The sequence below is a fragment of the Spirosoma gilvum genome, assembly GCF_054776815.1.
In genome coordinates, this window is sequence record NZ_BAAHBH010000005.1 from 392,523 (window position 1) to 415,359 (window position 22,837).

25 protein-coding genes are annotated in these 22,837 nt (G+C 51.8%); 10 read left to right on the forward strand and 15 right to left on the reverse strand.

The annotated features are described in order from the left end of the window. Window positions 1-19: 19 nt before the first annotated feature. From ACYVFD_RS15685 to ACYVFD_RS15695, 3 genes are read right to left on the reverse strand one after another with little or no spacing between them, the layout of a single operon-like run. Window positions 20-520: a DinB family protein gene (locus ACYVFD_RS15685; RefSeq protein ID WP_461091135.1), complete on the reverse strand. Its 501-nt coding sequence runs from the start codon at window positions 518-520 to the stop codon at window positions 20-22. A gap of 29 nt (window positions 521-549) precedes the next feature. Continuing rightward, window positions 550-972, reverse strand: coding sequence for a DoxX family protein (locus ACYVFD_RS15690; RefSeq protein ID WP_461091136.1), 423 nt, complete (start codon window positions 970-972; stop codon window positions 550-552). 31 nt (window positions 973-1,003) lie between these two features. After that, entirely contained in the window at window positions 1,004-1,480 is a 477-nt protein-coding gene (locus ACYVFD_RS15695) for a YHS domain-containing (seleno)protein (RefSeq protein ID WP_461091137.1), read from the reverse strand. 496 nt (window positions 1,481-1,976) lie between these two features. Here ACYVFD_RS15695 and ACYVFD_RS15700 point away from each other — a divergent pair, with 496 nt between their 5' ends. The 8 genes from ACYVFD_RS15700 (at window position 1,977) to ACYVFD_RS15735 (ending at window position 8,314) form a co-directional block, all read left to right on the forward strand. Further along, on the forward strand, window positions 1,977-2,714 hold the full coding sequence (locus tag ACYVFD_RS15700) for a hypothetical protein (protein WP_461091139.1): 738 nt from the start codon (window positions 1,977-1,979) through the stop codon (window positions 2,712-2,714). Beyond that, entirely contained in the window at window positions 2,701-3,846 is a 1,146-nt protein-coding gene (locus ACYVFD_RS15705; protein ID WP_461091140.1) for a hypothetical protein, read from the forward strand. Before ACYVFD_RS15700 ends, ACYVFD_RS15705 begins: the two co-directional genes overlap by 14 nt. Before the next feature lie 35 nt (window positions 3,847-3,881). Beyond that, the gene (locus tag ACYVFD_RS15710) at window positions 3,882-4,613 is read left to right on the forward strand and encodes a phosphopantothenoylcysteine decarboxylase domain-containing protein (RefSeq protein WP_461091142.1); all 732 of its coding nucleotides are present in this window, start codon (window positions 3,882-3,884) and stop codon (window positions 4,611-4,613) included. A 13-nt stretch (window positions 4,614-4,626) separates the two neighbouring features. Further along, window positions 4,627-5,136, forward strand: a complete 510-nt coding sequence (gene msrB / locus ACYVFD_RS15715; protein WP_461091144.1) for a peptide-methionine (R)-S-oxide reductase MsrB — start codon at window positions 4,627-4,629, stop codon at window positions 5,134-5,136. A 204-nt stretch (window positions 5,137-5,340) separates the two neighbouring features. After that, window positions 5,341-5,991, forward strand: a complete 651-nt coding sequence (gene msrA / locus ACYVFD_RS15720) for a peptide-methionine (S)-S-oxide reductase MsrA (RefSeq protein ID WP_461091146.1) — start codon at window positions 5,341-5,343, stop codon at window positions 5,989-5,991. Window positions 5,992-6,069: 78 nt separating this feature from the next. Beyond that, window positions 6,070-6,864, forward strand: a complete 795-nt coding sequence (locus ACYVFD_RS15725; RefSeq protein ID WP_461091148.1) for a hypothetical protein — start codon at window positions 6,070-6,072, stop codon at window positions 6,862-6,864. Between the two features lie 10 nt (window positions 6,865-6,874). After that, entirely contained in the window at window positions 6,875-7,333 is a 459-nt protein-coding gene (locus ACYVFD_RS15730; RefSeq protein WP_461091150.1) for a DM13 domain-containing protein, read from the forward strand. Between the two features lie 60 nt (window positions 7,334-7,393). Then, window positions 7,394-8,314, forward strand: a complete 921-nt coding sequence (locus tag ACYVFD_RS15735; RefSeq protein WP_461091152.1) for a hypothetical protein — start codon at window positions 7,394-7,396, stop codon at window positions 8,312-8,314. A gap of 57 nt (window positions 8,315-8,371) precedes the next feature. Here ACYVFD_RS15735 and ACYVFD_RS15740 read toward each other — a convergent pair whose 3' ends face one another. Next, window positions 8,372-9,262 (reverse strand): NAD-dependent epimerase/dehydratase family protein, encoded by an 891-nt coding sequence (locus ACYVFD_RS15740; protein WP_461091154.1) that lies wholly within the window; start codon window positions 9,260-9,262, stop codon window positions 8,372-8,374. A 113-nt stretch (window positions 9,263-9,375) separates the two neighbouring features. Between ACYVFD_RS15740 and vapB the strand changes: the two genes are divergently transcribed. Further along, complete coding sequence (vapB, locus tag ACYVFD_RS15745; protein WP_461091156.1) at window positions 9,376-9,609, forward strand: type II toxin-antitoxin system VapB family antitoxin; 234 nt, start codon at window positions 9,376-9,378, stop codon at window positions 9,607-9,609. Next, window positions 9,609-9,995, forward strand: a complete 387-nt coding sequence (locus tag ACYVFD_RS15750; protein ID WP_461091158.1) for a type II toxin-antitoxin system VapC family toxin — start codon at window positions 9,609-9,611, stop codon at window positions 9,993-9,995. The genes vapB and ACYVFD_RS15750 overlap by 1 nt, the downstream gene beginning before the upstream one ends. A 59-nt stretch (window positions 9,996-10,054) precedes the next feature. On the opposite strand, the gene ACYVFD_RS15755 is transcribed toward ACYVFD_RS15750, so the two are convergent. From ACYVFD_RS15755 to ACYVFD_RS15805, 11 genes are all read right to left on the reverse strand, one after another. Then, window positions 10,055-10,900: a hypothetical protein gene (locus ACYVFD_RS15755; protein WP_461091160.1), complete on the reverse strand. Its 846-nt coding sequence runs from the start codon at window positions 10,898-10,900 to the stop codon at window positions 10,055-10,057. 40 nt (window positions 10,901-10,940) lie between these two features. Continuing rightward, window positions 10,941-11,978: a Rieske 2Fe-2S domain-containing protein gene (locus ACYVFD_RS15760; RefSeq protein WP_461091162.1), complete on the reverse strand. Its 1,038-nt coding sequence runs from the start codon at window positions 11,976-11,978 to the stop codon at window positions 10,941-10,943. Window positions 11,979-11,984: 6 nt separating this feature from the next. Continuing rightward, a complete protein-coding gene (locus tag ACYVFD_RS15765) occupies window positions 11,985-12,407 on the reverse strand; it encodes a hypothetical protein (protein WP_461091164.1) in 423 nt (140 codons plus the stop codon). Next, complete coding sequence (locus ACYVFD_RS15770; RefSeq protein WP_461091166.1) at window positions 12,404-12,637, reverse strand: hypothetical protein; 234 nt, start codon at window positions 12,635-12,637, stop codon at window positions 12,404-12,406. Before ACYVFD_RS15770 ends, ACYVFD_RS15765 begins: the two co-directional genes overlap by 4 nt. Before the next feature lie 11 nt (window positions 12,638-12,648). Next, window positions 12,649-13,332: an SDR family NAD(P)-dependent oxidoreductase gene (locus tag ACYVFD_RS15775; protein ID WP_461091168.1), complete on the reverse strand. Its 684-nt coding sequence runs from the start codon at window positions 13,330-13,332 to the stop codon at window positions 12,649-12,651. A 138-nt stretch (window positions 13,333-13,470) separates the two neighbouring features. Further along, on the reverse strand, window positions 13,471-16,224 hold the full coding sequence (locus ACYVFD_RS15780) for an amylo-alpha-1,6-glucosidase (protein WP_461091169.1): 2,754 nt from the start codon (window positions 16,222-16,224) through the stop codon (window positions 13,471-13,473). Between the two features lie 25 nt (window positions 16,225-16,249). After that, entirely contained in the window at window positions 16,250-18,901 is a 2,652-nt protein-coding gene (locus ACYVFD_RS15785; RefSeq protein WP_461091171.1) for an MGH1-like glycoside hydrolase domain-containing protein, read from the reverse strand. Between the two features lie 122 nt (window positions 18,902-19,023). After that, entirely contained in the window at window positions 19,024-19,839 is an 816-nt protein-coding gene (locus ACYVFD_RS15790) for an SDR family oxidoreductase (protein ID WP_461091173.1), read from the reverse strand. An 8-nt stretch (window positions 19,840-19,847) separates the two neighbouring features. Then, on the reverse strand, window positions 19,848-21,512 hold the full coding sequence (locus tag ACYVFD_RS15795) for an SMP-30/gluconolactonase/LRE family protein (RefSeq protein WP_461091175.1): 1,665 nt from the start codon (window positions 21,510-21,512) through the stop codon (window positions 19,848-19,850). Between the two features lie 95 nt (window positions 21,513-21,607). Then, window positions 21,608-22,084 (reverse strand): GlcG/HbpS family heme-binding protein, encoded by a 477-nt coding sequence (locus tag ACYVFD_RS15800; protein ID WP_461091177.1) that lies wholly within the window; start codon window positions 22,082-22,084, stop codon window positions 21,608-21,610. Window positions 22,085-22,250: 166 nt separating this feature from the next. After that, window positions 22,251-22,802, reverse strand: coding sequence for a YHS domain-containing (seleno)protein (locus ACYVFD_RS15805; RefSeq protein WP_461091179.1), 552 nt, complete (start codon window positions 22,800-22,802; stop codon window positions 22,251-22,253). Window positions 22,803-22,837: the final 35 nt, after the last annotated feature.

Sequence of the window (22,837 nt, forward strand, 5' to 3'; positions counted from 1 at the left end):
ACGGAATCCAGATGGCGATTTACTTCGACTGATGCTGAACCGTTGAATACGCCACGCCAAAATGCATCGGTAGGTCCACGGCCGGAAAATCGTTCTGGATAGCAATCTGGATAAGCGCCATGTGGTGAATGGCATGTTCGATATTGTACAGCAATTCCCGCGCTATGGAGGATGGGATCTGCACGGCTTCATTGCCTTTAACCGATAGGTCAGCCGTTAAAGTCAGCGGCTGATTCAGATCGATCCGGTGAATCGTTCGGTCAACAGCTCCGATCCGGCGAAGGGCTTCATCCGTGTCAACTTCCAGACGAAGGTCGCGTTGGCGCCGGTCGTAGTTGAGTTGCCCCATTTGGACACTGGCGACGAGCAATTCATAAAATTCGAGAATGTGCCGGACATGTTTGCCGATGGTATTGCCCGAAAGAACCGACAGCGGTCGGGCATAATCAGCGTCGGTTAGCTGACCGATCACTTCGGCAAGTTGCATCAGGATATCAGTACTGGCAGATTTAAGTGACATCGTGTTAATAACCGTTAATGAGTGAAGAATCAGGCATTTGTATGGACTTTCTTCTGGCCCAGTATATCCGACAGAACCGGCATCCACTGCGTGCGGGTAAGCGCCAGAATGGTCGCACAACTTACCGCCACAACCAGAGCCAGAAAGAATAAATAACCACCATCGTCCTGCACCGAAATCCCCAGGATGGTCAGGTGCGACACAATAGCGCCGGCCATTACACCCATGCCCAATGCAGCCCCTAGCCAGCTTGTTCGTGGCATCAGAATAAGTACGGAGGCTATCAGCTCGACAATGCCAGAACCAATCCGGCCCCAGGGTTCAACGCCCAGCGTCGAGAAAATATAAACCGATTCAGGTTGGGCCAGAAACTTGAAATACAAGGTCTGAAGCAGAATGATGGCTGCCAGTAAGCGAGCAGCCCAGAGAATGTAGGTCGTTGTTTTGTTCATGATTGCGGTCGGGCTTATAGGAATGACTCACTTACGATTGAATGAATTTGCCCCAGTTCGCGTCGGCTTGCTTATGCAGATTCACCTCGTCTTTATTCCACTTGGGCAGTGTATTGTTGATAAAGGAATGGTAGAACAGATACAGCTTGCCATCTTTGACCTTAAACGTTTCGGGGTCTATCTCTACCTTCTCGCCCGTGGCTCCCATCGCATAGGCGCACCAGCCACCGTACTGCGGTTCATAACGATCCGGGTTTTCCTGAAAGGCTTTCAGATTGGCGGGTGTTGCAAATCGGTAGGTAACATTTTTGTACGTATAGCTATTGGTGGCCGAGCCTTTTACGGCTTTGTTCTGGGTGAAATAGGCTACGGCATCGTAGCCCTGTATGGCCAGGCCATTTTCGAGGTTGAATTGCTGCTTGCGGGCTGCAACTGAATTAGTTTGGGCTGAAGCCGGTGTCCAGTAGGTGAAAAACAAGGTAATAAACAGGAACGAAAGCGTTTTCATTAGATGGCTTGTCTGAATGGGTTACTTGCAATTGTGTTTTCAAGCTGGTGTAAACTCGGCCAACGCAGCCGTACCAACGTTTCGCTAATACAATTGCCAAATACCATTCCAGATGCACTAAAAAAAGAAAAAACGGCCATTACGCGCTGGAAACGAGCAAAACGCACGTAAAAGCCGGAGAGAAGTCAGGACAGAACACAAGAAAAATTCCTGATATTTCGTAAGCGTCCCGAAATACCCGTAGAAAATCACGATCTGATTAATCCGCAAACTCACCTGATTAACCCAGCCAGCAAAATTCTTTCGCCGACGTTGGCTCCGTCCTGATTGACAGCCATCGGCTCTCAAACTGTCACGATTTACCAAGACACTCACGCTATTTCGTGAAACCTTTAACCGTCACCTATTCATTTTCACAATTAATTAACTGAAAATCAGTATTTTAATAAATTGGTATGGACATTGAGCAGTCATGGATTAATCAAGTGGATTGATCATGTGTACTGTCACTTATTTGCCGGCGAGTTCAACCGGCTACATCCTGACCCATAGCCGCGACGAAAAAGCGATACGTCCCGTAGCGCGGCCGCCCCGAACCGTAACCATCGGCGGGGTTGCGATCACCTTTCCGCAGGACCCGCAGGGGCAAGGAACCTGGATAGCGTCGGGCTTTCGGGACGATGAATCCCCGGTAACCGTGTGTTTACTCAATGGTGCGTTCACGGCCCATCGGCCCGAACCACCCTATCGGCATAGTCGTGGGCTGGTGCCGTTGCAGGTGTTTACGTATCCGACTGTCGATGCGTTTATCAGCACCTATGACGTGGCGGGTCTGGAGCCTTTTACGCTGTTGATCGCTGAAGAAGGCCGTTTGACAGAACTACGCTGGAATGGCACCCGACTTTTTGTGGATGAAAAAGACCCCAGCCAGACTTACATCTGGTCGTCGGCAACGCTTTACACACCCGAGATTATCCGGCAACGCGAAAACTGGTTTCGGGAATGGTGCCAACAACACCCCGACTATTCAGTAGAAGCTATCCGGCGTTTTCATCAGGTTGGTGGCAATGGCGATGCCGAGAATAGCCTCCGCATGAATCGCCGGAACGTGATGCTCACCGTCAGCCTGACTAGTGTCGTTTATATCACTGACGAATTAAACATGATTTACGAAGACCTCATCCAATCGGCTGTTTACCAGACCTCTATCGACCCTATCTATGCAACCCGTTAGCACAACCCGTTCGGCAACCCTCTCCGAAAGCACATTCGCTCAGACGATCCGTTCGCTCCCGGCAACGGTATGGGCATCCCTTATGGGTTTTAGCCAGACGTCCCCATTCATAATCCGTCTGCGCCATTGGGAATACTGGCCGTTTGAGGTGGTTTATTTCCCCATTTTCTTTTTTCATTTGTGGCAATCGATCAAGGCGCGTTCGCTATTTTATTTTTCAGCGTCCAATCCGTCTATCGAAACAGGCGGTTTGTTTGGCGAGTCGAAGGCCGATATTCTGGACCGTATCAACGATGCGTATAAGCCCGTTACGCAGTTTGTACCGGCTTCGGCCAATTCCGAAACGGTGCTTTGTCTGATGCAGGAGCGAGGGCTTACGTTTCCGGTTATTGCCAAACCGAATGTGGGCGAGCGGGGCTGGCGAGTCGAAAAAATCGAGAGCCGCGAAGCCTTGATGAACTACTTCGCTACCACACCGATTGATTTTCTGATTCAGGAGTATGTCAGCGAACCGCTTGAACTAGGTGTGTTTTATTACCGAATGCCGGGGCAGGCCAAAGGCGTTGTGTCGTCGATCGTGCAGAAAGAATTTCTGACCATACGGGGCAACGGCCACGACTGCATTGAAAATCTGATTCGGCAAAACGAACGGGCCATTCTTCAACTACCGGCTCTGACGAAAAGGTACGGCCATCTGTTCCACGACATACCGGCTGCTGGCGAAACCATTACGCTGGAGTCGATAGGAAATCACTGCCGGGGAACCAAATTTTTGAATGCCAATCACCTGATCACCTCTGAACTGACGCGTGTATTTGATCGAATTAGCCAGTCGATTGACGGGTTCTATTTCGGTCGTTACGATCTGCGGTGCCGGAGCATAGCCGATCTGTATGCCGGTAAACACATTCGGATTATGGAATTGAACGGTGCCGGTGCCGAACCCGCCCATATTTACCAGCCGGGTTTTTCGCTCCGCGAAGGCTATAGGGTGCTGTTTCACCATTGGCGGGTACTCTACCAGATCAGTCGCGAAAACCACCGCCGGGGCATTCCATACATGACTTTCCGGGAAGCTTTTCGGGTATGGAAACGCACGCAGCAAAACAGAAAAACAAATGCTCAACAGTAGAATAAGTTTGTTCCATCCGAATTACAGCTTACGCCATGAATAACTCTTTTTCTCACATCGACACAAACCTGAGCGGTCTGACTGTACTGCTAACTGCTGGCCCTACGCAGGAAGCCATTGATCCAGTTCGGTACATCAGTAATCACTCGACCGGCAAAATGGGCTATGCGCTGGCAGAGGTGCTGGCCGAACGGGGAGCGCAGGTTACGCTGGTGAGTGGGCCAACTAACCTAACGGTGCAGCATCCATTCATCAATCTCGTATCGGTTCGGTCGGCGGCCGATATGTATAGTGCCTGTCTGCATTACTTTCCGCAAGCTACACTAACCGTACTGGCTGCTGCCGTCGCCGATTATACCCCAAGGGTGGTCGCTGATCGGAAAATCAAGAAGAAAGAAGAGTCGTTTTGTCTGGAGCTTGTCAGGACGGTCGATATTGCTGCGAGCCTGGGACAGCAGAAACGCGCCGACCAGTATATGGTTGGCTTCGCGCTCGAAACTGACAATGAACTGGCCAATGCTCAGGCGAAATTGACAAGCAAAAACCTGGACCTGATTGTGCTGAATTCACTACGCGACGCGGGTGCAGCCTTTGGTCACGATACTAATCAAATAACGCTCATTCACCGCAACGGTGCCATTCATCGCTTTGGCCTTAAAGCCAAACGGGCCGTTGCCTGCGATATCGCTGATCATATTGGGCAATTAGTCACGAAAACGGATACGGCCCTTTCAGCCACTTATTCTAATATTCTCACGCATGCTTAACAAGCCTAAAACTATGAATCGATCCACTATTTTGGCTAGCCTGACTAGCCTTTTACTCATCATGTCGCCTGCCTTTGCCGTACTGCTCTCAGGTCCATCTAGCAATGACACCAATCCCGAAAAGCCACCCCGTCGACTCGAAAAAACCGAAGCCGAGTGGAAACTGGCACTTACCCCTGAGCAGTTTATCGTAACCCGCAGGCAAGGTACCGAACGTCCATTTAGTAATCCACTGGCCAGCAACCACGAGCATGGTGTTTATCGATGTGTTTGCTGCCACGAGCCGCTGTTTAGTTCAGACACCAAATTTGAATCGGGAACGGGCTGGCCTAGTTTCTACGCGCCCCTGCGCAAAAATGTGGTCAAAGATATCCACGATTCCAGCCACGGCATGGTTCGGACCGAAGTGCAATGCGCCGTATGCGATGCCCACCTTGGGCATGTGTTCGACGACGGCCCGGCTCCCACCGGCCTCCGATACTGCATGAATGGATTGGCGCTGGAATTCATCAAAACGAAATAGCTTAAGTAGCTCAGTGAATATCCATTAATTATGTTTTGTCATGCTGACGAAGCCGGGCGGCCGGTGCCGAAGCATCTTCGGATATGACCCTTTATCCTACCTCCGAAGATGCTTCGGCACCGGCCGCCCGGCTTCGTCAGCATGACAAAAACACCACCCTTGCAGAATACGCTAAACTACTTACGCTTAATTACTTAAATTATCATGAACGTATTTCATTTTTTACTGGCCAGTTGCTGGCTATTGGCGAGTTGCACACAGGCTCAGTCGGTCGATACGACCCCTGCCCGCCTACCCGCACTGAAACCCGGCGAAGCGGTTGCCACCTTTGCGGGCGGCTGCTTCTGGGCGCAGGAAGAAGGCTTCGATCAACTAAAGGGCGTTCGGGAAGTCGTGTCTGGTTATTCGGGGGGCCATGTGGCTAATCCAACGTATCAGCAGGTAGGCACCGACGAAACAGGTCATGCCGAGTCGGTACAGGTGTATTACGACCCCAAAGTCATCAGCTACCACGATTTGCTCGATGCGTTCTTCGCCGGACATGATCCGACGACCCTGAACCGGCAGGGACCCGACGTAGGGCGCGATTATCGGTCGGTAGCGTTTTACCGGACTCCGGCCGAAAAGCAGGAGATCATGGCCGCCATTCAGCGGGTCAATGCGTCGAAGCATTATGCCAATCCGGTCGTCACGGAGGTGTTGCCGTTCAGCGTATTCTATCCGGCCGAAAACTACCACCAGAACTACTGCAAGCTGCACCCAAACCAGCCTTATATTCAGCACGTTTCGGTGCCGAAGATTGAAAAACTACGCCATGCCATGAAAGGCAAATTGAAACAGGAAGAGGATCAGTAAATGGATAATGGATAATGAAATAGCCACCCCCATTATTCATTTTACATTATCCATTATTCATTAATTAATCATGCTCACATGGATGACCTAAATCAAGCCGATAAAACGCTGCATAGTCTGGCTCAATTGATTGCCCTGACTGGTATGCAATGTCTGCCCCTTCAGGCCGACGACAGTCAGACCAACATGGTCTGGGATCAACTGCTGCACCGGCTGGAAGGACGAGCGTTTGACCAGGCTGGTCAGCAGCTCCGGCTGGTGATTGATACCGAAGCGTTTACAGTTCAATTTATTGGCGACCATAATCGGATTTTGAGCCTGTTATCGCCAGAAGGCAAAACACCTGCCGATGTCCTGATGTGGTGGAATGAGCAAATGCGCTCCTTGGGAATTACAGAAATCCGACCACTAAACTACCACCTCGATCACGAACCCGTTGCACTTGATGCGCTGTATCAGCGACCATCGGCGCTGGGCGCGTGGAACCAGTGGCGAACTGTAGCCAATGAAGCCCTTCAAACTCTAAACCAGTGGAGCGGGCAGCAAAGCGAAGTCCGAATCTGGCCTCACCACTTCGACACGGGCGTTTATTACAGCCTGCCCGATGCGCAACAACACGAACGGGCGGCTATCTGGACAGGCTATGCCATAGCGGATTCGATCTGTCCTGAACCCTATTTCTATCTGTCTGGCTACAACAGCGCCCAGCCTGTCAACTTCCAGAACGCACCCACGCTGTCGGCAGGGGAATGGCGCACAGGAGCCGACTGGCAAGGTGCCTTGTTACCCATTTCGACCAGTCATACCAACGACCGTATCGACGCTTTCTTCCGGGAAAGCTACACCTGGCTTTATGAATCCATAAACCCATAAATCGATAGTTATGAAATCTCTTTTGTCTGTCTATCTGCTGTGTATACTGCTGATTCTGGGAATCGGTGGATGCGTAAAAGACAAAGACCTGGTTCCGCTGGGAAGTTTGGGCATGCCCGTCAGTACGGTCGATCCTGCACAGGTTTTTGATACAACCGGTCAGCAGTTACTAGCCTCTGGCAACTTTCAGAACGGCGTTCATACCGTGAGCGGCCAGGTACGCTTGTACGGGCGCAACGGCAAACAGACGCTGGTTTTTGAGAATTTCAGGAGCGACACCGGGCCTGATCTGCGTATCTATTTAGCCGCTGACACACAAGCCAGCAATTTTACAGAAGTGAGTTTACTGACAGCCACTGGCAGCTTTTTTGTTGATGTACCTGCCCCCGTAGCGTCCAGCCAGCAGCGTTTTGTGCTGATCTGGTGCAAGCGATTTGCCGTGCATTTCGGGAATGCCGAGTTGAAATAATCTAATGCAACAATTACCTATTTAACCCAAAAGGAGCGGTAGGATAAGCTCTTATACCCAATGAACAACCGTCTGACTTTTTTTCTGACAATACTACTATTTTCCGTCAGCCAGTTACCCACTCTGGCACAGGGATGCAGCGATGCTGGCTTTTGCACCATTGGCGCACTCAAACAACACGCGACGGCCGATACGAAAGGCCAGAAAATCAGCCTCCTGCTTCCCGTTGGATTGGGTGATGAAGCGGTGCTGGTTTTTGCACCGGGCCTACAATACGACAACCAGTTGTCGGCCCGGTGGGCCATCCAGGCAAAACTTACCGCCAATTATGCCAGTGGAAATTTAGGAAGTACCGCCGGACTCGGCGACGTTTTCCTGTCGGGAATCTACACATTACCAACGCAAGCCAAATGGGCAACGTCGCTCACGCTGGGGACAAAGCTGCCGTTGAGCAATAGCAACCTGAAAGCTGACGGTCGTCCGTTGCCAATGCAGTACCAGAGCAGCCTCGGTACGGTCGATCTCATTACGGGCGTTTCGGTAAGCAATCGCCAATGGCAATTTTCGGCAGGCTGGCAGCAACCCCTTACCGGAGCCAATAGCAACTCTTTTCTGCCTAACCTGAACGGCAAGCCCGAAGCACCCGCTTACCCGCCGTCTAACCAGTTTACCCGCAAAGCCGATGTACTAGGCCGGGCGGCCTATACCTGGATGATAAACCCAAAAATTAGTCTGAACGGTGGATTCCTGGGCATCTATCACCTTGCCGAGGATACCTATACCGATGCCAGCGGCAAGTCGGCAACGATCAGTGGATCGCAGGGGTTAACACTCAACGTAACGCTGGCCGGCTGGTGGAACCTAACGCCCAAAACGCGTATCGGCTTTACGGCTGGTACCCCGCTGGTTGTTCGGGAAGTCAGGCCCGACGGCCTGACCCGAAGCTTTGTTTTTTCGCCCGAAATAAGCTGGTTATTTTAACCCGTTTCTTTTACGTTTTTGGGTTCGAGGTTCGCGCTTTGTCAGGAATAGGAACCACTACTCTTCCCGTTGATTGATAGCAGCCCCAACGGGCAGCACTTCTAAACTCCCTCGATCCAGTTGGGCAAGCACTTCCTCAAAACCATAGCGAGGTTGCCAATTTAAATCGGTTTTTGCTCTGGTTCCGGCATAAACCCGGTCAATGGATATTGGCAACGGCCATCCTCGCTCGTTAAAGGCAGCAAGCAAGGCTGGTACTCGTTTGGCTAAGACCATTGCGGGATTGGTTGCTAAATCGGCACAGTCTTCTGACTGAAAAGGGGTATCTCCTGAGATGATAAAATCCTGATATGCTTCTCCCTCATTGGTTAATGCTGCCACATGAGCACTGGCAACATCGCGCACATCAATGCCCCGCGCCAGGCGATAAATAGCCATCAGGTCGGCCGGTTCAGGAAAGCAGCGTGACATACGAATCACCCGAACAGCCAAACGGTCGTCGGCTACACGTCGAAGCAAAGCTTCAGCCTCCAGCTTTGTTCGATGATAAATGCTTCGGGGCTGAGGAATTGTTTCATCCGTCACCCACGCAGAAAGACCATTTTCGATGCTCTTGCCAAAAATAGCGGTTGTACTGGTAAAGATAAGCCGCCTGACTTGTGTGGCCAAAGCCGCTTCTGCGACCAAACGGGTGCCATCGACATTTATTCGGATAAACTCTGCATCGGAGAATACGCCCACATGAGGAGCATGTAATGCAGCCGTATGAATGACGGCATCAGCCCCTTTCATCACGTCCGTCAAAAGATGTTTGTCAGCAAAATCAGCTACTATGCGTGTGGTTGAGAAAGCGGTTCGATCAATACCAACGACATCGTGTTCAGTTGCTAAAGCGTTATAAATAGCCCGCCCAACTCGCCCTGAACTTCCGGTCAATACAATTCTCATTTATCTACTTCTGGCTCTGTTCAAAAACCAACATGGGTTTATGCTAATCGAGTCAGCTTACTAAGCTACAGAGTTGATAGCTACGGCGAACGGGTAAACCCATTATCTTTGTTATGAGTCAAGCTAATACCAAACTCATGACGTACCTCCAACTGTATCAGAAATACCAGACTTTACCACCTGATTACCAGGCAGAGGTAGCTGACTTTGTTGATTTTTTGGCTACCCGCAAAACTACGAATAAGCCTCTTGAACGAAAAACTCCCGTATTTGGAAGTGCCAAAGGCCAGTTTCAAATGAGTTCTGATTTTGATGCACCGCTGGACGATTTTGCTGACTATCAATAATGAACTTATTACTTGACACCCACACCCTTATATGGTTTCTAAACGGTAATGAACTAGACCTTTCAGCAAAAGCTAAGCGACTTATCACCGACTCAGCGAATGTCTCGTATGTAAGTATCGCTTCACTTTGGGAGATGGCCATTAAAATCCGGTTGGGCAGTTTGTCTTTTGAGCCAGGCTTTGATAATCTGCTGGCATTGCTTGACCAAAACGGTTTCGAGTTGCTGCCTGTCACGTTTGACCATACACGCTGTCTGCTAACGTTGCCTATGCTTCATCGCGACCCATTTGACCGGCTTTTAATTGCCCAAAGCATGACGGAAAGCTTACTATTTCTTACTGCAGATACCCATATTCATCAGTATGAGGTCGATTGGGTTTGGTAATCATGCTTAAACTCACAGTTGAGTTTATTTCCTTTTGACTCGAACGTCTCATCAAACAACTACCAGCACATGGCTATCTGCATCGACTGATCCAAGGGAGCCTGAGCCAGTGGCCGAACCGAATCGGTATAGAGAATGAGCCAGTTATCGGCTTGCTCCAGGCGGCCCCGCAGTTCAACCGACCGACCGACATTGGGTAGTATGGAGGCATTCAATGGTTGCCCCAACGGCCCAACCACCAGATAGTAGTTACGCTGATCGCTGCGATTCTGCACCGCCAGCAAGGGAGGAATGCCACCGGCAATGCAGCGCACGGCACACGACCGATGGGGTCGGCCTTCGCCGGGTTTCATCACGCCCAGCATACATTTCGGATCTGTGATTTCGCCGGTTAAACTGACGATGCCCAAACCACCCTGCTCCAGCGTTGAGGAAACGGGCGGTATGGATGAGGGTTTTATAGCTGAAACACCCACTAAAGCATCAGCTTCTTCGGTTAGTTCAAGGGCAGCTTTTCCATCATGGTAAATGAGCGTCCCGCGAATTTTTAGCCGTTTATTGGCCAAAGAACCGTGTTTGCGTTCCCACTGGTTTAGGGTTGAATCGGCTCCGCGTTTGTTGAAGCCAATGAGCAACACCCGCTCAAAAAGGGGTTTATTGGCGGCTGTCTGTTGCACAGGAACCCGCAGAAATGGAACAGGAGTTCGGATCAGTTCGCCTTCGAGCGTTGTCAGCGTACCATATTCGAATACAGCCCCGGAAAACCCTCGCTGCTGCCAAACCAATAGCCCGGCCAGGAGCGCCACAACGACAGCCAGCCCAATGGCGGCTCGGCGAGTAGTTTTTCGGAACGAAGCGGGTGCTTCGGCCTGCCAGCCAATGTAAAAATCATCTTCCTGTTTCATGGGATACAAAGAGCGAAAGAGTTAATGAGTGAAAGAGTGATTAAGTGTTGATGGCGGCTGGTGTCTGCGTTGTGCCAGGTGAAGCCGGGGTTGGGTTGACCCAGACCCTCGTGCCGATGCACTTTACGGCATAGGTTTCTACTTTTTCGGTAAATGGCGGGGGCGATTGACCGTTATGGGGCAAGTATTGATAACCATGCCAGGGGCAGGTAATACACCCGTCGATGATCTTGCCTTCGCCCAGCGGTCCATTCTGATGGCGGCACTGGTTATTGATGGCCGACACCTTACCATCGTACCGAAACAACGCAATGTTCTGGCCGTTTATCATCAGGGTTTTGGCCCGGTTTTCGGCAATCTCATCCGCATCGCATACCTCCACAAAACCATCCATTTCCTGACCCGATGGCCGGATATCCTTCCGTTGGCTGATAATCGCTGCCGTCAGGTGAAGCCCTACAATAAGGAACATGCCGACTCCCAGCACAATCGTATAAACTGTAGCCGTTTCCTGCTGCAATACGCCCAGCAGTACGTGCATCACAATGAGGCCATACACAACATATACGCCCATGTGCAGGGTTTTCCAGACGCGGGGGCTTAGATTTTTGAGCCAGAAATCGTGACTGGTAGCGGCCATCACAAACAGAATTAGGAGTGCGAAAAAGCCCAAAATCTGAAACGAAAATTGCGACAAATGCCCATAGTCGGGTTCAGACGTAAAGAGCGACACCAGCGGATCGACATTGCCCCTTGAATGAAACTGAAGCAGGCTGAAAATGCCATGCACCGAAGACACCAGAAACATGCTGACCCCCAAATGCCGCCGGTTATAAAGCAACGGCAAAAAACGGGGACTGAGCCGACACAATGGGCCAATAATCAGTATAACGTGAAGCATCAGAAAAGCCAGGGTACTGGTCGCGCGGATGATGACCGTTTCGGCGGTTACGTCAGGAAACAAAACAGCCTGAAGTCCACAGAAAATAATCAGATATACCGTTACAAGCCCTGCAATGGTCCAATCGTATAGTTTTTTCTGGCGATTCCAGGAGACGGGCAGGTAGTTTAGCGCCATACTATCTTAAAATTGAATGGTTTGAAGAACGCTGTGTTTGAGATCATCCACCAATCTGATGGTTGGGTGCAGTGTTGAATCGGGTAACGCGAACCGATAGATACCCGCTACATCTACGGAGCCAATGGCTAGTTCGCGTGTGGGTGTAACCACGCTGACCACTACCGAAGGAGCTTCAAACGGCTGGTGAACGACGAGTTCAAGCTGAGGATCGCTCAACTGATTACTACGGCGAAGTGTGGCCTGTATGCCCGACTTCTCTACGGTTCTGACCACGATAGGAAGGGCGTCTGGCACGGGCAAATCAATGATTTGTTGCTGGATAGGTGGGTCTCTGTCCAGGCGCAGTGTAGAAATAAACCCGATGGGTAATAGGACAGCTAATAGCCCCCACATAGCCCGGTGTGTTTGTCGAATTTTCGGTGTCATGGTAATACAGGGTTAGCATCGGCAGATGAAGACGACCGATGACGAAGCAGTTTTTGCAAAAGCAACGGCCAAAGGGCACCAGAGCCGGGCAGCAGCAACAGCCGAACAGTCAGGTTTATGTCTTTGGCTTCGTGATCAATACGGGTAGCTCCCCACCCTACAAAGTACACCCCAAAAATGACTCCGATAGCTACGTAGCCATAAAACAGCATAACCAGTGTCTGGATCATGATTGTAGGGATTAAGCCCGGTTATAGATTTTTACAATGGTTTCGCGCGTCATCCGGCCGGTGTCGCTGAGCAGAAAGGTGATCAGGTCGGCAATCCGTTCGGTGGGTACCCAATGGGCCGGGTCGCTGTCGGGCATGGCGGCCCGGTTAGCGGGCGTATCGAGGGTGCTTGGTACCACTATGGTAGCGGTCGTATGCGTGTGTTTGCCTTCGGCATTGATGAGCTTGGCTAGTTCAAACACAAGGGCTTTGCTCATGGCGTAGGCAAATACGTCTTTCCCTTCAGTGGGGTTGAGCGTCGGGCGAGAACCGATCAGCACAAACTGGCCTCCTCCCCGTTGTTCAAAGCGATTCATCAGCGGTTTGACGAGGTTGAAAGCCGACATAAAATTGAGGTCAATCATTTTTCCGAGCAACCGAACATCGGTTTGCTGAATACCTCCCATCGCAAATCCACCGACGAGCAACACAGCCGCACATATATCAAAATCCGACGTATCGCTCATGAAAGCGTTGACACTAGCTTCATCCAGCACATTGACTACGAAGGAATGAACATTGGGCAGGTGGTCATATAATTGAAGGTCACGGTCGGAACTGAACGTAGCCAACACCTGACACCCTTGTTCGTGCAGGTGTTCGACAACGGATTTGCCCAGATTACCGGCAGCTCCGGTTACGAGAATTGTTTTCATAGTTTATTCAATTAGTCATTATTAGTCATTGGTGGTCATTCGCTACGCGTCATTTAGTTGTCATTGATAGCCATTCGTCGTCATTCAGCTAATGACCATCAATGACTATTAATGACCACTAATGACAACCAAATGACTTCATGACTTATCCTCACTCCACCAGAGTACTTCATACGTCTGGCAGCCATTTTTCTGACCGGAAAGGTGCATCGCCATGGTGCGGCACTGGCCATAACGCCGTCGGTAATTGCACCGATACAGCCAGCCGGCTAGCGACATACCAGCTATCGGCCCCACAAAATAGAGCCACAATCCTGTCCAGACCTGCGCCGATAAGGCCGAGCTAACCGTACGGGCGGGGTTTATGCTCATACCCGAAAACGGCGCTTCAAATGTGATATACAGCGCCACCACCAGCCCGACAAAATAGCCCGTGTAAGGAGCCAGCCGAACCGAATTGCTGAGGGCCAATACCATCGTGAGCATTCCAAAGGCTAGCGCAAACTCACAGGCCAACGCTACCCAAATTCCCGTTGGGCCGGGTTGCGTCGTTACAAAGTTGACCGTCGGGTGCGCCATATAAGTGGGTATGAGCCAGGCAAGCAGTACCATAGCCAGCGAACCACCCACAAATTGAGCGATGATATAAGCCACTGCATCGACGGTCGAAATCCGGTTCAGCCGCCATTGGGCAATGGTAACAGCCGGGTTCAGGTGTGCGCCCGACCGTTTACCCCATCCCGAATAAATCAGGCTAATAGCGGTAAGTCCCATTGTTACGCCAATTAAGGCCCGTCGAACAATCGATGAATCAATAGCCTGCCGAATAGGCGACGCCGGATACTCGACCGCAATCACTACCAGCGAGGCCGACACCATAAACGTGCCTAAGGCCCAGGCTTCAATCAAGTACAGTGGCCAGTTTTTTGTAGTGTTTTCATTCTTTAAGCGAGGCAACCGTGCCGGATAATCCGTCAACAGTTTGATAATGGCTCCCACCGACCAGGCCTGATTGGCGGTGCCGCGTCCGTGTTGCGGGTGAAGGCCGTCGAAAATTTCGGAGATACCACACAGGCAGTCGTTTTCGTAAAAGTGCTGTTTCAATGTAGCCAGTTCGGCATTCATACGCTTGCGGGTAGCGGCCGTGTCGCCATGTACCCGAACGTAGGCGGTCCAGTATTCGCCCAGCAAAAACGGCCAGACGGTTCCCTGATGGTACGCCGTATCGCGCAACCAGGGATCGCCACCATACACAGCGACAAAAGCAGGGTCGTCGGACGAGAGAGTGCGCAAGCCATAGGGCGTGTACAGATTGGCCTCTACCATCTTGAGAATCTGCTCCTGATCGGTTTTATTCAGCAGCGGAAAGGGCAGGCTGAGGGCATAAATCTGGTTGGGCCGGATGCTGGCATCGGGTGCGCTGCCGGGAACAACTACATCGTTCAGATAGCCTTTTTCATTCCAGAACGCCGACCGGAAGCTTTTCTCAAACCGCCGGAGCATCAGCCCATACATATCGGGTTTTCGACGTAGTTGCTGGGCAAAGTAAATTGTGATTTTGAGGGCATTGTACCACAGCGCGTTCACTTCCACCGGGCAGCCATGCCGGGGTGTTACCACATAATCGCCGACGCGGGCATCCATCCAGGTGAGCTGGGCGGTGCCTCGGCCGCCGTATAGCAGCCCTTCCTCGGTGACATGAATGCCGTAGCGGGTGCCGTTCTGATGCGCGTCGAGTATGCCCAGTAACTGCTCGTAATGTTGCTCCACAAATGCCAGGTCGTTGAATCGCTGGTGGTACTCGTAGAGCGCCACAAACAGCCACAGGGTCGCGTCGATGGTGTTGTATTCAACCGGGTCCTGACTGTTGTCGGGGAATCGGTTGGGTAACATGCCATCGTCCAGATACCGGAAAAACGTGTCCAGAATCCGTTTGGCCGTTTGCTGATGACCAAGCGAAATACATAGCCCCCGCAGGGCAATCATGGTATCGCGGCCCCAATCGGTAAACCAGTGATACCCGGCAATAATGGTCTCGCTTCCGGTCGATTGCCGTTGTACAATAAACTGATTGGCGGACAGAACAAGGTCTTTCAAAAACGGCTCCGTCTGCGTATCCCGCAGTTCGGCAACGCGCTGAATTTCAGATACCCGCAAATCAACAGGGTTTGGAATCAGCAAATTTTCATCTGTCGAAAACGTCAGAAAACACTCCTGTCCAGCTTCCAGCCGTACCTCCACATAGCCTACCGAATACGCATCCTCTACAAAATCCAGTCCTCGTTTCTGCTCTTCCCGATACGTAAACTGATGATACCACGCCCGACTTTCGACGAACGTTCCGCCCGAATAGGCCCAATATACCGGTTGGGCACCATAGTGGGCATAGAGCTTCAGGTAGGGTTTGGTCTGGGCGATGTAATAGTCGTAAAAATCGTTCTGATGAAACAGGCTGTGGTAATCGCGCTGCACAAACAGGGGCATCAGTTGCAGGGTGACGGCTGTTTGGCCCCGGTTCTGATACGACACCAGCGTAGTATTGACGTTCTGAACCATCCATACGGTTTTGGCAATCTGGTGTTCGCCAACCTGAAAAAGCCAGGTTGGTAACGGCAATCGTTCAAACGAAACCAGATGCTGCCACCCCTGCGGATGCACAAACTCGCCATACCGATTGCTCGACAAAGCGACGGCACCTTGTTCGGTCAGCAGCGTTTCTTCTACTTTCGATACCAGCACTTGCCGGTCGGTTGGCGGATTGTGTGCCGCCACCAGCAATCCATGATACCGACGCGAATTGGCACCCGCCAACGTACTACTGGCATATCCACCCAACCCGTTGGTAACGAGCCATTCGCGGTCGGAGAGTTCATCAAAATTGGTAAGGTTCATGAAGATAGTCTTTGGGTTATTCGGTTCACGATCCAATCAAATCTGCTACTACGCCTGTCCAGCCGGTTTGGTGGCTGGCCCCAACACCCCGCGAGGTGTCGCCGTGAAAATATTCGTAGAACAACACCAGGTCTTTGAAATGCGGGTCGGTGGCATATCGGCTTTCGCTGCCATTGACCGGACGATACCCGTTGGCATCGGGCCGGAAAATACCAACAAGCCGGTCGGCCAGCATAGCAGCCGCTTCGCCCAGCGAAATCTGCTGCCCTGAACCTGTCGGGAACTCTACCTGCACCTGATTGCCATAGTAGCTGTGGTAGGTACGGAGCGCACAAACCAGCAGGTAATTCATCGGCATCCAGATAGGCCCGCGCCAGTTAGAATTCCCTCCAAACAACCCACTCGACGATTCGCCAGGTTCGTAGCGTAACCCAAATTCCTGCCCGTCGATATGTACCGAGTAGCCGTGTTCGTGAATCTTGGAGATAGACCGGATGCCGCCCGGAGCTAGAAACTCACCTTCGTCGAGCATGGCGTGGAGCAGCCGTTCCAGCCGGGCTGGTGGAATCAGCGACAGCAGCAAATCCTGATTTTCGTCAATATCTTCAACAACGACGTGCATTTTTCCCTGCTTCTGGTATTGCTGGAACCAGCGCATCCGTTTCGTAAAATCGGGGAGTTTCGCAAAGATGCTTCTCGGAATTTTCAGGACGGCAAAGAGCGTCGAAAGCCCTACCAGCGACCGGATTTTTAGCGGTATGTACTGCTGACCGGGCAGTTCCAGAATGTCGTAGAAAAAGCCTTCGTTTTCGTCCCACGCTCCATCCCAGTCTTCGCCCAGGCGGTTGAGTGATTCGGCGATGTACACAAAATGCTCAAAAAACTTGGTGGCTACGTCTTCGTAAGTGACATCGGTTTTGGCTATTTCGAGCGCCATTTCGAGCATATTCAGGCAGTACAGCGCCATCCAGCTCGTTCCGTCGGCCTGCTCCAGCCGACCACCGCCCGGAATCTGGTTGCTCCGGTCGAAAACACCGATGTTGTCGAGCCCCAAAAATCCGCCTTCAAATACGTTGTTTCCTTTGGCATCTTTGCGGTTGACCCACCATGTAAAATTGAGCAGCAGTTTCTGGAAAACCCGTTTCAGGAAATCCACATCGCCCACGCCCGTTTGTGCGGCTTCGAGCTTATACACCGCCAGACACGACCACGCATGAACCGGCGGGTTGACGTCGCCAAAGGCCCATTCGTAGGCGGGTAGCTGACCATTGGGGTGCATATACCACTCGCGCAGAAACAGAATAAGCTGATTTTTGGCAAACTGGGGGTCAACCCGCGCCAACGGTACGCAATGGAACGCCAAATCCCAGGCCGCATACCAGGGGTACTCCCACTTGTCGGGCATCGAAATAATGTCTTCGTTGTTGAGCGTTCGCCACTGGTTGTTCCGGCCGTGTCTGCGTTCAGCAGGTGGAGCAGGTTGGCCGGGGTCACCGTCGAGCCATTGGGGTACGTCGAGGTAATAAAACTGCTTCGACCAGAGCATGCCGGCAAACGCCTGACGCTGAATGTTTTTGGTTTCGGTATCGGCCTCCGGCGACTGAATGGCCGTATAAAACTCGTCGGCTTCCTGAAGGCGCTGAGCAAATAGCTGGTCGAACTCCGCGCCAAGCGGTTTGCTATTGGCACTGCGTGAGAGTCGCAGTTTGACCGTAACTGACTCGCCCGCCGGGATGGTAAGCTGATAAACCGGAGCCGCTTTCGAGCCTTCGACGTGCGGACTCAGGGTGTCAAACTCGTTACCAATAATAGCCCGATGAAAGGCATCTTTGGTAAACGGGTGCGCGTTCGGGTAGCCAAAAATCCGCTCGGTATTGGTTTCATTTTCAGTGAACAACACCGTTTGGGTCGGCTCAAAATACAACGTGTAGGGACTTTGTCCGGGATGTTCGGTCAGCAGGCTACCCGCGCCCTCGGTGTCGGCACCGCGCCGAATCCGGGGTTTAGCCGGAATCTGCCCAAACGACCAGGTATTCCGAAACCAAAGCGTTGGCAACAGGTGTACGGGAGCGGCTTCGGGTCCTCGATTATGAACCGTAATCCGAATCAGCATATCCTGTTCCGACGCTTTGGCATATTCGGTAAATACGTCGAAGTATCGGTTATTATCAAAAATTCCAGTATCCAGCAACTCATATTCGGGCTGATGGCGGTCGCGGGAGCGGTTGGTTTCTACCAGGTCGGCATAGGGGAACGCCCGTTGCGGATACTTGTAGAGGTGTTTCATGTACGAATGCGTGGGCGTACTGTCGAGGTAGTAGTACAGTTCCTTCACGTCTTCGCCGTGATTCCCTTCGTTACCCGTCAGCCCGAAAAGGCGTTCTTTCAAAATGGAGTCCTGACCGTTCCAGAGGGCAATAGCGAAGCAAAGCCGTTGTTTATCGTCCGAAATGCCGGCAATGCCGTCTTCACCCCACCGATACGCCCTTGAGCGGGAATGATCGTGGGAGAAATACTCCCAGGCATTTCCATACGGGCTATAGTCTTCCCGTACGGTTCCCCACTGTCGTTCAGACAAATAAGGCCCCCAGTGCAACCAGTCTTGTTTACCACTGTATTGCTCCTGCAACCGAACCCGTTCGGCCACAGTGTTTGGTTGTTTCTTTTGAGTTTTCATGGGTAAGAGTTTTCTGTTTACAGTTCTCAGTCTTCTGTTCTATTTGACCCTCCAGTTATTTATGCGCTAGCCACCGTAGCGTCAGCCAACTGTAAACAGCAAACAGAAGACTGTAAACGGTTTTATCCATTATCTTCAAAACCAGGGTACAGCGTCATACCGCCATCGACCACCATCGTATGCCCGTGAATGTAATCGGCTTCGTCGGAGCAGAGCCAAGCCACCGTTGAGCCAATGTCGGAGGTTTCGCCGATGCGTTTGTAGGGGATGAGACGCATCAGGTTCGACAGGGCCTGTGGGGTTTCCCAGGCGGGTCGGTTGATGGGCGTGCGAATGGCACCCGGAGCTACACTGTTCACCCGGATTTTATAACCGCCCAATTCCTGAGCGATGGACTTCATCAGCAACATAACCCCACCTTTTGAAGCTGCATAATTGGAGTGACCCGCCCAGGGAATAATTTCATGCACCGAACTCATGCAGATAATCTTGCCGAGCGACTGCGACACCTCCGGCCGTGGGCCCCGACGCAGAAACTCACGGGCGGCTTCACGAGCGCACAAAAACTGCCCGGTCAGGTTGACATCCAGCACAAACTGCCAGTCTTTCAGACTCATGTCGATAAACTTGGCATCTTTTTGCAGGCCCGCATTGGCGACCAGAATATCGACCGTACCGAAGGCGGCAATCGTATCGGCAAACATTTTCTGTACATGATCTTCTTTACTCACATCAGCCTGAGCAAGTATGGCCTGACCGCCATTTTCCCGAATGAGTTGAGCAGCTTCTTCGGCTCCGGCTGGGTTGCCGATGTAGTTGACAACCACGTTGGCCCCTTCCATTGCCAATGAAAGAGCGGTTGCTTTTCCGATGCCCGAACTGGCTCCGGTAATGATGGCCGTCTGGCCGACTAATCGTTGGTTGGGTTTTTGAAACATCTTACTGGTTAGTTAAATGATGGTTTTGCGAGCTTTCCGCCGTTGAGGGTTCTGATTTTGTAAAGACCTGTATGCGCTGTCAGGTAGAGCGTTTTGCCATCGTCGCCCCAAGCCATGTTGGCAGGCCGTTCGGGACCGATGATTTTGCCGAGATACTTGCCTTCGGGCGAAATAATCCAGATGCCACCCGGAGCCGACACGAAAATGTACCCTTTCGTGTCCACCTTAATTCCGTCCAGCGCTTCGTCATCGTCGGTGGTGTTCATGTCGAAAAAGACCTTGCCATTGGACAGTGTGCCGCCGGACGGTCCGTCGCCACGGCTGACTTCAAATCGCCAGAGGGTTTTGGTGTTGTGGATGTCCCGAATGTCCCAGTTCGACACGTAGAGGTATTTTTCATCGGGCGAAAACGCAATGCCGTTCGGACCGCCAAGGCTGGTAGTCAACAGTTCGGTTTTGCCGTTGTGAATCCGATATACACCCGAATGAGGCTGCTCTTTGCGCGGGTCGTCATAGGCTTTCGGCAAGCCATAAGGTGGGTCGGTGAAGTACACATCCCCATTGCTCTTCACGGTCAGGTCGTTGGGGCTATTCAGTTTTTTACCCTCGTAACCATCCGACAGAACCGTCATCGGCCCTTTGATCTCGTCGCGAATGATGCGCCGGTTACCGTGCTGGCACACAATCAGATGGCCCGATGGGTCGATAGCCAGACCGTTGGAGCCGGGTTGGTGGTACTCGCCAATGTCGAAACCCGTGTAACCCGTTTTGGTCATATACACCGTTACGTTACCCATGTTGGGGTCGTATTTGTAGATGACGTTAGCATTGGGATCGCTGAAGAGCAGGTAGCCGTCCGGGTGCCAGACCGGGCCTTCGGTAAACTGAAAACCATCGGCCACTTTCTCGATTCGGGCAGAGGGGTCTATCACCTGTTTTAGTTCGTCCTGCACCATCGTTAGTTGGCCCAGGTTTTTCCAGTCGGCAGGTACGGGCTTTTCGGCGTAAAAGTCGAGGGTAGCGCTCCGAATCCAGACATAATTGTTGGGCAAATCGGCAATCGGGCCATTGGTAACCAGTATCGCCAGGTCGAAGGTTTCGCCGGGTTTGGCCTGGTCGGTAAGCCATACTCGCTGGCGGGCGTTGTAGCCGTTGATAACCCCGTTGGCCCGAGCACCAAACGATTTGCGAAGCTGACCATTTACCCAAACCTCGCTGTAATCGTCGGCTACTACCTCAAACAGCACCCGTGTACCCGCTACCGACACAGCACCTGCCCGCTCAGGAATCGTTACGGAAGTTCGATACCAGACGTGGCTCAACAGGCCATTGCCCCGGCGGGCTTCGAGGTCGGTGGCGGCAACGGTTTCCCAGTTAGCCTGCTCAAAAGCGGGCGTTCCGAAGCGCGGCTCAAGGGTGTTGGTGCTCACCGATTTACCCGTTGGATAGAGCGGCAATTTGTCCGCGGCCGGCGTTCCGGTGGCCGAAGGACCGGGCGCTTTAAACGAAGCGGGTTTGATTTGGGCATTCAGACTCCGCCAGTTTGCCTTTACCAACTGACTACCCGCCGTGGTTCGTAAATCCACTACCGTCATCGGATTCCCCCACGCCAACTCCCTGATTTCCTGCGCCTGCGCCAGCAAGGGAAGAATAATGAATAATGTACAATGCAAAATGCATAATGACCTGATGGACAAGCGATTCCTGTTGACCGTTATCCATTCTACATTATTCATTATCCATTTGTTTATGGTAACTGATTTCATGCTTAATCGAGTTTGACGGCTACGGCGGCCTTGGCTACTTCGGTATCCTGGTCGGCGCTTTTGGTACCGCTTACGCCGATGGCCCCAATCACGTCGCCTTTATAGAGAATGGGCAAACCGCCCTGCAACATCACGGGGCCAACGGTCGTGAGGGCCACCCGGCCTGTGTTGATGTTGTCTTCAAAGTTTTTGGTATCCTTGCGAAACATGGCGGCCGTATGCGCTTTCTGATACGACACTTCGGCAGCCTGGGCAAAGGTGTTGTCCATCCGTTCGAGGTAGAGCAGATGCCCTCCCGCATCCACAATGGCAATGCTACCACCGGGTGCCCCGTTGTCAACGGCATAGTTAATAGCGGCTGCGGCTATTTTTTTGCAGCTTGCCTGCGTGAGTGTGTAGGTGGTTTTGACCTGAGCCTGCACACCGTATGGAATAAGCATAATGGCGAATCCAGACAGGATTATTCGGAATAAGTTCATGATAAGTTGTTCAAGTAGAATGGTGGTTACACCCTAATAAAAGTCTTTGAGTGTTTTTTGTCATTCCGACGAAAGACCGGGCCGCCGGAGCGGGAATCTTCGGCTGCAGGAGAAAGGACTATACATATCCGAAGATTCCTCCTGCGTCGGAATGACAAAAAAATATTTACATGGCTGGTCCTTCAAAGGAAGTTTTTGCCAGTGATTCCTGGGTTTCGTCTTTGTGCAGAATGTCGTACTGGGCAGGTTTCTGGCTTACGGTCGGCCAGTTCTGCTCCGCTTTTTTATAATTGTGTGTTAGTCGGCCTTTCCAGAGTTTGAGGGCTTTGGCGTTGTGGTTCAGCGTCAGGTGGCCGTCAGGCGTCAGGGCGTGCGTCCAGATTTGAGTGGGCCGGAGATTTCCTTCTGATACGGCAATGGCGCAGAATCCACCATACAAGGGCGCGTATTTGTCGGGGTTAGCATCGAAGGTGGCTTTGTTGGCCGCCGACTCAAACCAGAACTTGGCCCCCTGATACACCGATTCAAATTCGGCTTTGCCCTTGACGATTTTGTCAGAAATATTGACCAGGTCCACGCAGTCGTAGCCCTGAGCGGCACAACCATTGGCATCGAGATTCTGGAGGTACTTATTCTCCGTACGAGTAGGCACCTGAGCAAAGGCAGGAGCAGTCAGCAACAGGCATGTTGCGAGTGTAAGGAATGGGTTTGTTTTCATGGAAACTAACTTTTTGTGAATGGAAGGATTGATTA

Bases quoted from the DNA above. Each gene is read 5' to 3' on its own strand.
- ACYVFD_RS15685 (WP_461091135.1), bottom strand. From the start codon at position 520: ATGTCACTTAAATCTGCCAGTACTGATATCCTGATGCAACTTGCCGAA.
- ACYVFD_RS15690 (WP_461091136.1), bottom strand. From the start codon at position 972: ATGAACAAAACAACGACCTACATTCTCTGGGCTGCTCGCTTACTGGCA.
- ACYVFD_RS15695 (WP_461091137.1), bottom strand. From the start codon at position 1,480: ATGAAAACGCTTTCGTTCCTGTTTATTACCTTGTTTTTCACCTACTGG.
- ACYVFD_RS15700 (WP_461091139.1), top strand. From the start codon at position 1,977: ATGTGTACTGTCACTTATTTGCCGGCGAGTTCAACCGGCTACATCCTG.
- ACYVFD_RS15705 (WP_461091140.1), top strand. From the start codon at position 2,701: ATGCAACCCGTTAGCACAACCCGTTCGGCAACCCTCTCCGAAAGCACA.
- ACYVFD_RS15710 (WP_461091142.1), top strand. From the start codon at position 3,882: ATGAATAACTCTTTTTCTCACATCGACACAAACCTGAGCGGTCTGACT.
- msrB (WP_461091144.1), top strand. From the start codon at position 4,627: ATGAATCGATCCACTATTTTGGCTAGCCTGACTAGCCTTTTACTCATC.
- msrA (WP_461091146.1), top strand. From the start codon at position 5,341: ATGAACGTATTTCATTTTTTACTGGCCAGTTGCTGGCTATTGGCGAGT.
- ACYVFD_RS15725 (WP_461091148.1), top strand. From the start codon at position 6,070: ATGGATGACCTAAATCAAGCCGATAAAACGCTGCATAGTCTGGCTCAA.
- ACYVFD_RS15730 (WP_461091150.1), top strand. From the start codon at position 6,875: ATGAAATCTCTTTTGTCTGTCTATCTGCTGTGTATACTGCTGATTCTG.
- ACYVFD_RS15735 (WP_461091152.1), top strand. From the start codon at position 7,394: ATGAACAACCGTCTGACTTTTTTTCTGACAATACTACTATTTTCCGTC.
- ACYVFD_RS15740 (WP_461091154.1), bottom strand. From the start codon at position 9,262: ATGAGAATTGTATTGACCGGAAGTTCAGGGCGAGTTGGGCGGGCTATT.
- vapB (WP_461091156.1), top strand. From the start codon at position 9,376: ATGAGTCAAGCTAATACCAAACTCATGACGTACCTCCAACTGTATCAG.
- ACYVFD_RS15750 (WP_461091158.1), top strand. From the start codon at position 9,609: ATGAACTTATTACTTGACACCCACACCCTTATATGGTTTCTAAACGGT.
- ACYVFD_RS15755 (WP_461091160.1), bottom strand. From the start codon at position 10,900: ATGAAACAGGAAGATGATTTTTACATTGGCTGGCAGGCCGAAGCACCC.
- ACYVFD_RS15760 (WP_461091162.1), bottom strand. From the start codon at position 11,978: ATGGCGCTAAACTACCTGCCCGTCTCCTGGAATCGCCAGAAAAAACTA.
- ACYVFD_RS15765 (WP_461091164.1), bottom strand. From the start codon at position 12,407: ATGACACCGAAAATTCGACAAACACACCGGGCTATGTGGGGGCTATTA.
- ACYVFD_RS15770 (WP_461091166.1), bottom strand. From the start codon at position 12,637: ATGATCCAGACACTGGTTATGCTGTTTTATGGCTACGTAGCTATCGGA.
- ACYVFD_RS15775 (WP_461091168.1), bottom strand. From the start codon at position 13,332: ATGAAAACAATTCTCGTAACCGGAGCTGCCGGTAATCTGGGCAAATCC.
- ACYVFD_RS15780 (WP_461091169.1), bottom strand. From the start codon at position 16,224: ATGAACCTTACCAATTTTGATGAACTCTCCGACCGCGAATGGCTCGTT.
- ACYVFD_RS15785 (WP_461091171.1), bottom strand. From the start codon at position 18,901: ATGAAAACTCAAAAGAAACAACCAAACACTGTGGCCGAACGGGTTCGG.
- ACYVFD_RS15790 (WP_461091173.1), bottom strand. From the start codon at position 19,839: ATGTTTCAAAAACCCAACCAACGATTAGTCGGCCAGACGGCCATCATT.
- ACYVFD_RS15800 (WP_461091177.1), bottom strand. From the start codon at position 22,084: ATGAACTTATTCCGAATAATCCTGTCTGGATTCGCCATTATGCTTATT.
- ACYVFD_RS15805 (WP_461091179.1), bottom strand. From the start codon at position 22,802: ATGAAAACAAACCCATTCCTTACACTCGCAACATGCCTGTTGCTGACT.